At 65.9% G+C, this 10,405-nt stretch carries 9 protein-coding genes; 7 read left to right on the forward strand and 2 right to left on the reverse strand.

Annotated elements, in window-relative coordinates:
• The first annotated feature begins 15 nt into the window (after positions 1-15).
• From A39O_RS0126995 to A39O_RS0127005, 3 genes are all read left to right on the forward strand, one after another.
• Positions 16-387, forward strand: a complete 372-nt coding sequence (locus A39O_RS0126995; protein WP_020507779.1) for a hypothetical protein — start codon at positions 16-18, stop codon at positions 385-387.
• 106 nt (positions 388-493) lie between these two features.
• Positions 494-1,282: a tRNA threonylcarbamoyladenosine dehydratase gene (locus A39O_RS0127000; protein WP_020507780.1), complete on the forward strand. Its 789-nt coding sequence runs from the start codon at positions 494-496 to the stop codon at positions 1,280-1,282.
• A gap of 128 nt (positions 1,283-1,410) precedes the next feature.
• The gene (locus A39O_RS0127005) at positions 1,411-2,433 is read left to right on the forward strand and encodes an SUMF1/EgtB/PvdO family nonheme iron enzyme (protein WP_020507781.1); all 1,023 of its coding nucleotides are present in this window, start codon (positions 1,411-1,413) and stop codon (positions 2,431-2,433) included.
• Between the two features lie 385 nt (positions 2,434-2,818).
• On the opposite strand, the gene A39O_RS0127010 is transcribed toward A39O_RS0127005, so the two are convergent.
• Positions 2,819-3,547, reverse strand: a complete 729-nt coding sequence (locus tag A39O_RS0127010; RefSeq protein ID WP_020507782.1) for a hypothetical protein — start codon at positions 3,545-3,547, stop codon at positions 2,819-2,821.
• A 249-nt stretch (positions 3,548-3,796) separates the two neighbouring features.
• Entirely contained in the window at positions 3,797-5,797 is a 2,001-nt protein-coding gene (locus A39O_RS0127015) for a cytochrome c (RefSeq protein ID WP_020507783.1), read from the reverse strand.
• 336 nt (positions 5,798-6,133) lie between these two features.
• Between A39O_RS0127015 and A39O_RS0127020 the strand changes: the two genes are divergently transcribed.
• From A39O_RS0127020 to A39O_RS0127035, 4 genes are all read left to right on the forward strand, one after another.
• Positions 6,134-7,108, forward strand: a complete 975-nt coding sequence (locus A39O_RS0127020) for a DUF2157 domain-containing protein (protein ID WP_020507784.1) — start codon at positions 6,134-6,136, stop codon at positions 7,106-7,108.
• Positions 7,105-8,754, forward strand: coding sequence for a GDYXXLXY domain-containing protein (locus A39O_RS0127025; protein ID WP_020507785.1), 1,650 nt, complete (start codon positions 7,105-7,107; stop codon positions 8,752-8,754). Before A39O_RS0127020 ends, A39O_RS0127025 begins: the two co-directional genes overlap by 4 nt.
• Positions 8,755-8,926: 172 nt before the next feature.
• On the forward strand, positions 8,927-9,055 hold the full coding sequence (locus A39O_RS43280) for a hypothetical protein (RefSeq protein WP_020507786.1): 129 nt from the start codon (positions 8,927-8,929) through the stop codon (positions 9,053-9,055).
• Between the two features lie 24 nt (positions 9,056-9,079).
• Complete coding sequence (locus tag A39O_RS0127035) at positions 9,080-10,045, forward strand: 5-bromo-4-chloroindolyl phosphate hydrolysis family protein (protein WP_020507787.1); 966 nt, start codon at positions 9,080-9,082, stop codon at positions 10,043-10,045.
• The last annotated feature ends 360 nt before the right edge of the window (positions 10,046-10,405 follow it).

Below are 10,405 nucleotides of genomic sequence, written 5' to 3' on the forward strand. Positions count from 1 at the left end.
TTCTGTTATATTTAGTTGAAATACATAATTTTTATTTTTAAGAGCCTCAAGAGTCCTTGGTACTACTGGTACCAGGGCCGGAAGCTCGTGGCGATTTCCGGCATGGGATTGGGCATGGCGGTCACGGGGCTCTTCATCGGGCTGACCGCCGGCCTGAGTCTTTTCCCGTTGGTCTTGGCACTGGCATTCGATCACCTCCTGATCGTTGTTGTCGTGTTGTACCTGATCCTTCGCTTTTCGTTGCCCGCGTATCTGCCGATCGCGCTGGCCGACTGGTTTATGGTCAAACAACTGGTGTTGATCGCGCTCCCCGGAATCCTGATCACCAGGGTTTGTACACTTGGTGTCGTCGTACTGGCCCGGCGTGACTTTGACTGCGCCGACTAGAAATTACTAGTATGTTGTGGCTTCACGGTCGCCGGCCCGCGGCTGGGAAGGGACCAACCAGGGTGAGGCCCCGGCCGGAACGCCGCCGGATTGAATGTAGAGCAAAATGACTCAGGCTGAACCGGGTACGCCCCATGCCCTCGCAAGCGATGCTCCGGGTGCCGATGCGTCGGCCATCCCTGCGTTGTTCCAGCGGACCCACATCCTGGTCGGCGATGCGGGTGTTGCGCGGCTGCGCTCCGCCCGGGTCCTGGTGGCCGGCTTGGGCGGGGTGGGCGCGTTCGTCGCCGAGGCGCTGGCGCGGGCCGGGGTGGGCGAGCTGACCCTGGTCGATTTCGATCGGGTGGCGCCGTCCAACCTCAATCGCCAACTGCCGGCACTGCACTCCACTTTGGGTGAACTCAAGTCGCAGGTGATGGCCGCGCGCATCCGCGACATCAACCCCGAGTGCCGCCTCACGCTGATCGAACGCTTTCTGGAACCCGAAGCGATGCCGGAGTTGCTGGCCGCCGGTTATGATCAGGTCGCCGATGCCATCGACAGCCTGGCGAGCAAGGTCGCACTGATCGAGACCGCCGTGCGCACCGGCACTCCGATCGTCAGCAGCATGGGCGCCGGTGGGCGTCTGGACCCCACCCGTATCCGGGTCGGCGATCTGATGGATACCAGCGTCTGTCCGTTGGCGCGGGCGGTGCGCGCGCGCCTGCGCAAGGCCGGCATTGCGCGCGGGGTCACCGTCGTCTGGTCCGACGAGACCTATCTGCCGCCGCTGCCGCCCGAGCCGACCGGCCATGGCCGACCGCGTGCGGTCAATGGGACCATCAGCTATATGCCGGCCCTGTTCGGGCTGATGCTGGCGGGGGTCCTGATCCGGCGCATCCTGGCCGAGGGCTGATTCCGGGTCGTTCAGTGCATCCCGGCGTCCTGTTTTCGTCTAGAATCACGGAACGGCTGACCCGATGACCGGGATTCAGGGCCGCACCCGACGCCGCCTCCGCCCCTCAACCACGAGGAACCGATTCCGTGCGCTACTCAACGATTATCCTGCTGGGCTTTGCCTTCTTCTTGCCGAGCGCGGTGACGCTGGCCGGCAGCACCGGTGCGGTACGCATCTTCACCATTCCCGGCAATGCGGAGCTGTCGGTCGACGGCGAGCGCAAGGGGCATTCGCCGGCCACTGCCGAAGAGACCTTTCTGATCAATCTGGCGCCCGGCGAGCACCGCATCAGCGCCGTCAAACAGGGCTTCGATCCGGTGGAGCGCAAGGTCTTGGTCGCGGCCGGTACGGAACAGACCATCAAGCTCGATCTGGCGCCCGAGATCGTCATGGTCGCAATTCCCGGCGGCTGTTTCATGATGGGCAGCCCCGAGACCGAACCCGAGCGGGACCCCGATGAGGGGCCGCAGCACGAGGTTTGTGTCCTGCCGTTCGAGCTTGCCAAGTACGAGACGACCTTCGATGATTGGGATGCCTGTGTCACCGACGGCGCCTGCGTCCGCAAACCGAGCGACGAGGGTTGGGGTCGGGGTAAGCGGCCGGTCATCAATGTCACCTGGAACGATATGCAAGACTTCGTCCGGTGGATGAATCGGATCAGCGGACCGGGCTATCGGCTGCCGTCCGAAGCGGAATGGGAGTACGCCGCGCGCGCCGGCACCACCACACCGTTCAGCACCGGAGAGTGCATCAGCACGGATCAGGCCAACTATGACGGCACCTTTGACTATGCGCGGTGCGGTGCGCATACCGGCGTCAATCTGGACAAGACAGTCGAGGTCGGCAGCTATGCGCCCAATCCCTGGGGCCTCTACGACATCCACGGCAATGCGAACGAATTGACTCAGGATTGCTGGAACGACGGCTACGAGGGCGCACCCAACGACGGCAGTGCCTGGCTGGAAGGCAATTGCGCGCGCCGGGTGGTGCGTGGCGGCTCCTGGCGCGGCTATGTCGGCGACACCCGTTCCGCCTACCGCTGTCGCTCCGCGCCTGCTTTCGCCCATCGCAGCCTGGGCTTCCGGTTGGCCCGGACGACGATCCCCTGAGCCTGTCAGCTTCCGTAGGGTCCGCTGTGCGGACCAACGACCTCGCGGCGAGCGCGGCAGCAGTTCCAAATCCGGGCAGCAGCCAGCATGGAGCCTTCGGACGTGATAACCGGACGTAGGGGCGGGTTTCAAACCCGCCCCTACACGAAGGTCTGTCTGGATATCAGGTGCGAACGCTAGACGCTTATCCACCCCAAGAAAGGCGCTGTTGTAGGGTGGGCAAGCGTAGCGCAGTCCACCAGCGGCGGCGCAGGATTCGGTGGACTGCGCTATCGCTTGTCCACCCTACGGCCTCCGGCGAGTCCCCATCGCGGCCGGAGGTCGCTCCCATAAGATCAGGATCGCCGGGGGACTTTCACGGTGAAGTCTTGATATACAAAGACCTTCACGAGCCCCGGCAGTCGCCGGTCGCTTCCCGACTCAACTCACGCACCAGTCCGCCAACCGTCCCCTCGAAGCGTCCAAGGCGTTTCGACTGCTGCCGTGGGTCCAGGAACTCGACGCTGTAGGTGCGCCGATAACGTTCCATCGTCATCCGAAAGTGCTGCTGTCCGTTGCAGTTGCTGAAATACCCGTAGCGCGCTTCGTAAGCCGCCTTGCACTCGGGATGCTGCTGCGCCTTGCGAAAGGCCTTGTCCTCGCTGGTAAAGGTCTCGCCAAAGCACCTGCGTACCTCAATGTTTTGGGTGCAGTAGCCTGAATAGGTGCAGGACTGGGTCGTGCTGCCCTGGTATTGGCCCTCGGGGTGATCGGTCCAGGTCCCGGCAATATCCGCGGACAACCCGTGCGTCGCGCCGAAGATTTGCAAGGTGTTGTGCGCCAGGGCGCCTTTCGGAAGTTTGATGACGAGCTTGCCGCGACCGGTCTCGATCTCGAGGCGTGACGACGCGAACGGCAGCTGCCCCTCGACGATCGTGAGCTTCATGCGGCCGGGTTCGATCAAGAGCCCTTTGCCGGCACTGGACAGGTAGAAAGGCCGTTCATCCGTGGTCGTGATTGCTCCTGGAACCCCCCAGGTGGTTGCGCATCCCTGCAGCAGGGCGATGACGCCAGGCAGTATTGGGGCCCGCAGGCGGGTCAGGAAAGCGGGCGCCCGGAGACCCGTAGTCTTCATGGATCTGCATCCTTCAGTCGATGGTTGATTGCGCAACGCAGACTGCGCGGTCCGGGGCCATGGTCGCTGTTCCGGCCAATGCGACTCTCTTGATCATCGGTCCAGCCGCACGATGACCGCGGGTCGAGTCTTTACCGTGAAAGTGCGTAGTCAGGCCATCCTGGCCTGGCGGCGTCGGGGCTGGAACAGTCAGGGCTGGAAGCCCTGACTACGCAGCCTCGCACCGGCGCGTCGCCGGACGGGGTATCCTCAGTGCCCCGACAGTTTCTGCACGTAGCCGTTGAGGACCAGGGCGGCCAGGATCAGGCCGATAATGATCAGCCAGCCGGTGACCCTGCGACCCGTGCGCACGGCTTTCTCGGTCGGCGGCTTGATCAGGTACTTCTCCAATTCGCCGCTGGCCTTGAGGCGTTCATATTCCAGGGCATGTTCGTGCTTGAACTCTTCCAGCGGCACGGCACCGGTCGCCATGACGATGTCCATGGGCCATTTCTCCGGACGGAAGTGGACGTTGAAGTAGTGCACCGTGAACAGGAAGACCGCGGCCAGGATCGCCTCCTCGGCATGCACGATGGTGGCGATGTTGAACACCCAACCCGGCAGGAACGAGGCGGTGACGGTCGGGAACCACAGCATCAGGCCGCTCAGGCCGATGATCGCCATACCCCAGAAGGGCGCCCAGTAGTCGAACTTCTCCCAATAGGACCAGCGGTCGAACTTGGGTCGCGGGGCGAACCCGAAGAACCATTTGAACATGGCGCCGATGTCGCGAAGGTCCTGCAGATTGGGAACCATGGAGGTCGGTCCGAACCAGCGGAATTGCCGGCCGGCGCGCGCGATGTTCCAGATCACGACGACCAGATGGCCGAAGAACACGGCGATGAAGGTCACGGCGGCGACCCGGTGAATGATGGCCGCGATCTTGGGTCCGCCCAGGACGTTCATGATGTATTGCGCCCAGGGCTGTTCGCCGAACAGCACCGCGGTGCCGGTCAGCACCAGGATCATGACGGCCATGGCCAGGATGCCGTGGGCGAGCCGCCAGCCCGTGCCGAAGCGGCGGAAATACACCTGAGGCGGATTCGCCGGGTCGGGCCGATAGCCTTTACCTTCCTTGCGCTCACGCCACTCGCGATAGATCCACAGCAGCATGTGGGTCCAGAAGAACAGGAAGACGCCGATGATCAAGGCATCCATGAAGCGGGCGGCGATCCACATCTCCGGATAGTTCTCGAAATCGTTGGCATCGCCATGAGCATGGAAGCCCAGGAAGCCGATCGGGGCATTCTTATGGCATTGACGGCAGGTCTCCAGCCGGTTGTCGGGGTGGACTTTCGACGCCGGGTCATCGACCTTCATGATGCCGTGGTTGCCATGACAGTCATAGCATTTGGCGGTGTGGGTGTAACCCAGGCGGATGACCTGGCCGTGGTAGGACGCCTGATAGGTCTTCAACTGCTTTTCATGGCAGCTGCCGCAGTTGCCGGTGATGGTGAGCTTGACCTTGGTCTGCTCGGGTGAGTCGATGTTGTGCGGGGTATGGCAGTCGGAGCAGACCGCCGCGCCGGCGTTGTGTCCCTCGATCACCGCCTTGCCATGGACCGAGTCCGCGTAGGCTTCTTCCTGCTTTTCATGGCAGCGGCCGCATACCTCGGGATTTTGCCGGCGATGCTCGGCCCGTGCCGTGCTGCCCAGGGTGCCGATCGCGTGCGCCTCGTGGCAGTCATAGCAGGTGGCATTGGTGCGCGATTGGTCCAGCAGGCTCGGCCGCGCATGGACCGACTCCATATAGCCGTCGATTTGCGCCAGGACCACGTCCAGACGCTTGTATTTGGGGTCGTCGCTGCCGCGCTGAGCCTCGGCCGTCATCATGTGGCATTGCACGCAGCCGATACTCTTGGGCAGCGGCATCTCGTGGTTGGCTTTCTTGATGCTGTTGTGGCAGCCGACACAAGGCTGTTTGCCGTGCACGCTGTGCTCGAAGCGTTCACGCTCGATGAAGATATTGACCTCGGTGCCGTCCTCGCGCTCCGAGGTTTTCTCATCCTCGTCGTTATGGCACTTCATGCAGCGTTCGTTCGGGATCTTCGGGAGCTTGAGCAGCTCAGTGGAGGACGGCGTTTTGGCGGCGGGTGATGGCGCCTCGTCCGTCTCGGCGGTCGCGGCGCCTGCAGCACCTGCGATCAAGCCGATCATCAGGACAAACAGCACCAGGTACCAGGGGCGCGCGGAGTGGAACTTGACGTGCATCGATGGCCTCGACAGATACGGTTGTGACGGTGCGGCCCTGGGGTGAGGCTGCTGATCCGGGGCGCGGTGCTGCCTGCGCCTCAAAGCGGAACCACCCCCCCTCGGGAGTCATCGAGTCTGACGCCCGCGGTTATACCATCGTCCGCGCCGCTTCAACAGGCCATGCGGTCAGGATCGCTTCAGTTAAGCGTTGTGCCGTGCTTTATTCAGCCCAAGGTGTCCCAAGCAAGCGCTGCGGACGGCGGATGAGGCCAGCCTGATCGCGGGCGCACGACTGCGCTACACTTTGCTGCGGTTCCGCCCAGTCCATGCTGTTTGCAACACGGGTTTACGACGATGAACCTTCGTCCCGCGCTCTTCGATCTGGCGATCCGCTATCGGCTCGATGGCCCGGCGGCCCGGCGTCTGCTGCAACTCGCCGGGCTCGATGCCGAGCCGGCCGGTCTCGACCGGTGGTTGCCGCGGGGGGCGGCATTGCTGGCGGCGGCCTTGGCGGGCCTGGGGCTGATCCTGTGGGTCGCGGCCAATTGGGATGCACTGGGCCGCGGCGGGCAGTTCGCCTTGTTGCAGGGCCTGGTGTTGGCCGCCGGTGTCGGGGCGCTCGTGCTGCCGGCCGGGCGTCCGGCCCTGGGGTTGCTGGCTTTGCTTGCGATCGGCGGTCTGCTGGCCTTCCTGGGTCAGACCTATCAGACCGGGGCCGATCCCTGGCAGATCTTCGCCTGGTGGAGTCTGCTCGGCCTGCCGTTGGCGCTCGCGGTGCGCTCCGATGTGCTGTGGACGCCTTGGGCGCTGGTGGCGATGACCGCCATCGCGCTCTGGGCGCAGGCGCACGGCAGCCGCTCCTGGGTGGTCGGGCCGGACGATCTGGCGGTGTCGGCCTGGGCTTGGGGGGCGGCCGTCTTGATGGTGGGTGCGCTTGGTCCGGCGGCACGGCGTCTCACCGGGGCGGGTCTCTGGTCGCTGCGCCTGGCGGCGACGCTGACGGTGGCGCTGGTGACCTTCACGGCGCTGAGCGGGCTCTTCTTCGGCGACACCATCGGTATCTATTGGTTTGGCCTCCTGGTCCTGACCGCGGCAGCCCTGGTCCTGGCGTTGCCGCGCGCCTTCGAACTCGGGACCCTGAGCGCGGTGGTCCTGGGGCTCGATACCCTGGTGACGGCTGGCCTGGGCCGCTGGCTGTTCCGCGAAGTCTCCTGGGGTGACGAAATCGGCCGCTTGTTCGTGCTGGGACTCTGCGCCGCCGGGCTGCTGGCGGCGTCGGTCACCGGCCTGCTGCGGCTGGCGCGTTACCATAGCGGGGGCCGATCATGAGCGATCGTTTTGACCGTATCCTGGCGGCGGCCGTTGCCGCCGGCCTGATCCCGAGCGATGCCGAGCGCCCGCCCGCGGACGCCCGTCCCTGGCCGGTGCTGCTGCTGACCGCACTCGGCGCCTGGCTGGCCGCGATGCCGCTCCTCGCGGGTGTCGGGCTGTTGCTGGCGGACTGGCTGGCGGGCGATCTGGGACCCTATCTGGCGGGGGTTCTGATCCTCGCCGCCGCGGTGGCGACCTTGCGCGCCCGCGACCTGCCGCTGTTCGTCGAGCAACTCGCGGTCCCGGCGTTGCTGGTGGGTCTCGGCGCCCTGGGCTTCGGGTTGGGCCGCGACCTGCCGCCCGAGGCGGCGGCGGGCCTGATCGCGATCCTGGCGTTGGCTCTGGCCGCTGTCCTGCCGCGGCCCTGGCTGCGGGTCCTGCTCGGAGCCGCGGCCGGGGGGCTATTCGCACTGGCTGTCGCGTTCGTCCTGGCGGCGCCGCGCGACCTGCTGGTGCTGGACGGCTCGGGCCGACCCTGGGGCTGGCTGGCACTTCAGGTGACGCTGGCCCCCTGGTTGATCGGGCTTTGGGTGCAGCCGCGCCTGCTCGGCCCGGGCACGGGTGCGGCGGCAGCGCTGGAGTCGATCAGCGCTGGCTGGCTGCTTGCCACCCTGGCCGGGCTCGCCCTGGTGTCGGGCATGACCCTGCTGGCGGGTTCCGGTCTGAGCCCGCTGGTCCGCGATCTGGCCACCGAGTTGTCGGCGCGCTACGGTGCGGCGCCCGAGCCGATCTGGATGGCCGGGGGCTCGGCCCTGTTGATCCTGGCCGCGACGCTCTGGGGTGCGCGTGTCTGGCCGGGGCTGCGCCGGCCCTGGGTGCTGGGTCTCGGGGTGGCGGTCGCCGGGCTCGCCTGGTTCCTGCCCAGCCTGGGCGGCGTCTGGCTGGCCCTGGTGATCACCGCCACCAGCGGGCGCCGGCGCCTGGCGGGGGCGGCGGCGCTGGCGGCGGCCTGGATCATCGGCAGTTTCTACTATCAGTTGCAGTGGCCGCTGGCCCAGAAGGCGCTGGTGCTGGTGACGGTCGGCGGCCTGCTCGGGCTGCTGGTCCAGTTGGGCGGCGGCCTGGGCCGCCGCGCCGCACCCAGGTCGGCGGCCTTCGGATCAACGCGCGGCTGGGTGCCCTGGCTCATCGCGCTGTCCGCTCTGGCGACCCTGGGGGTGGTCAATGTCGCGATCTGGCAGAAAGAATCGCTGATCGCCGCGGGCCGGCCGGTGTACGTGGCACTGGCGCCGGTGGACCCGCGTTCGCTGTTGCAGGGCGACTTCATGCGTCTGCGGTTCGCTCTTCCGGTCGACACCGACGCACTCGGTCGGCTCGGCGGCGGCCGGCCACTGGTTGTGGCCCGCGCCGATGCGCGCGGTGTGGCGACCCTGTTACGCCTGCATCATCCGGATGAGCCGCTGGCCGCGGATGAGTTTCTGATCGCGCTGACTCCCAAGGACGGGCGCTGGACCCTGGTCACCGATGCCTGGTTCTTTCGCGAGGGCGACGCGGCTCGGTGGCAGGCGGCGCGCTTCGGTGCGTTTCGCGTCGCCCCGGACGGCGAAGCGCTGCTGGTGGGGATGGCCGATGCGCAGTTGCAGCCGATCGCGGCGGGCGACTGAGCCGCGTATCGCGCGGTCGGCGGGCATTGGCTTGGGCGTGATCGTCTCCATAATGAAGGGTAGAACACGCGAGTCACTCCGCGCGCCCCGCGCGCTGCATGACCAGCACCAGCCAGTGCGCTTGTTCGGCTCCATCGACGGCTAACCCGTCCTCTCTCCAGGCTGATCCACTATGTCCGACCTGCAACGCCCCCCCGCCCAGTCGCCGCGTCCTGCGCTGATGCTGCGTCTGCTCGGCAGCGCGCTCCTGGTGTCGAGCGTTTACCTGGTGTCGTGCCAGGCCCTGTTCTTCCCTGTCTGACCTGCCGAGGACCCCGCGGTGACGATGCCCCCCAAGCCGCCCCGAGACGTGCGTCTGAACGAGCTCTTGCCGCTGGTGCGGTCCATGTTCGCCGGCACCAGTGCTTACGCGCCCCTGATGAAAATCCCGCATACCGCGCTGCGTGCGCTGGTCCAGGGTGCGCAGGAGACCCAGCCGCGCGTCCAACCGCCGCCATTGCTGGCGGGTGCCCTGCTGTGGGTGCTGCCGACGCCGCTGCTGTTCGCCGCGATGATCGCTCTGGGGACCGGCCATCTGGACCGCTTCCTGGCCGACGCCGCGGGTTTGGGTCTGTTCATGACCGGTGCCTGGCTGACGCGGCGCGGCATCCGCGCCGCCTATGTCCGGCAGCAGCCGCGTTTCGCGCGCTTGTGGCGCTGGCCGCTCAAGACCCTGGGTGGGCTGGCGACCGCGCTGGGTGTCGGTGTCACCGCCGCCTTCAGTGTCGGTCAGGGGCCGGCGATCAGCCTCGCCTTCGCGGCGGTCGCCGCCCTGGGTTTCCATCTGACCTACGGCTTCGAGTCGCTGGGGCGGCCGCGCGCCTTCTGGAGCGGCGATGAGCGGATGCGCAAGGTGGCCGACGCGCTGGCCGAGGCCGAGGGGCGGCTCCTGGATCTGGAGCAGACGGCGGCGGCGATGGCCAATCCGGAGCTGAAGGCGCGCGTCCTGCGGATCAGCGCCCAGGGTCGCGGCATCCTGGAGCAGATCGCGGAACGGCCGACCGATCTCTACCGGGCGCGTAAATTTCTCAACGTCTATCTAGAGGGCGTCCAGCAGGTGGCCGAGGGCTACGCCCGCACCCACCGCCTGGCCGATTCGCGCGAACTGGAGCAGAATTTTCGCAATGTGCTGGTGACCGTCGAGCAGGTCTTCGAGGAGCAGCGCCAGAAGCTCTTGCGCACCGACGTGCTCGATCTGGACGTGCAGATCGAAGTGCTCAAGAAGCAGCTTGATCGTGAGGGGATCGCATGACGGAAGTCGCCTAAGTAACGAGTCGGAAATGAGTTAAACACTCGTTGTCGTTGTCGTTGTCGTTGTCGTTGTCGTTGTCGTAATCGTAATCGGACAAGCGGGCCTAGCAGCCTGTCGGACTTTAGGCGACTTCCGAATAAGACGCTATCAAGAATCAAGCTCCGTAGGAGCCCGCTTGCGGGCGACGTGACCTGCCGGAATCGCGTCATTGTGCCCCCNCCCGTCGCCCGCAAGCGGGCTCCTACGGGTTGGATTTCTCGCGGAAATCACCTTACGTTAGATTGTGGAGCAACAAAAAGCCTTTATGTTGACTCATGCCCTTATCCTAGGGGCTAAGTCCGACAGGCTGCTAGATCGTCG

It is taken from the genome of Lamprocystis purpurea DSM 4197 (assembly GCF_000379525.1).
Classification (GTDB): Bacteria; Pseudomonadota; Gammaproteobacteria; order Chromatiales; family Chromatiaceae; genus Thiodictyon; species Thiodictyon purpureum.

What these genes read in the sequence shown, in the direction of transcription:
- A39O_RS0127010 (WP_020507782.1), bottom strand. Translation starts at nt 3,547, where the DNA reads ATGAAGACTACGGGTCTCCGGGCGCCCGCTTTCCTGACCCGCCTGCGG.
- A39O_RS43280 (WP_020507786.1), top strand. Translation starts at nt 8,927, where the DNA reads ATGTCCGACCTGCAACGCCCCCCCGCCCAGTCGCCGCGTCCTGCGCTG.
- A39O_RS0127015 (WP_020507783.1), bottom strand. Translation starts at nt 5,797, where the DNA reads ATGCACGTCAAGTTCCACTCCGCGCGCCCCTGGTACCTGGTGCTGTTT.
- A39O_RS0127020 (WP_020507784.1), top strand. Translation starts at nt 6,134, where the DNA reads ATGAACCTTCGTCCCGCGCTCTTCGATCTGGCGATCCGCTATCGGCTC.
- A39O_RS0127025 (WP_020507785.1), top strand. Translation starts at nt 7,105, where the DNA reads ATGAGCGATCGTTTTGACCGTATCCTGGCGGCGGCCGTTGCCGCCGGC.
- A39O_RS0127000 (WP_020507780.1), top strand. Translation starts at nt 494, where the DNA reads ATGACTCAGGCTGAACCGGGTACGCCCCATGCCCTCGCAAGCGATGCT.
- A39O_RS0127035 (WP_020507787.1), top strand. Translation starts at nt 9,080, where the DNA reads ATGCCCCCCAAGCCGCCCCGAGACGTGCGTCTGAACGAGCTCTTGCCG.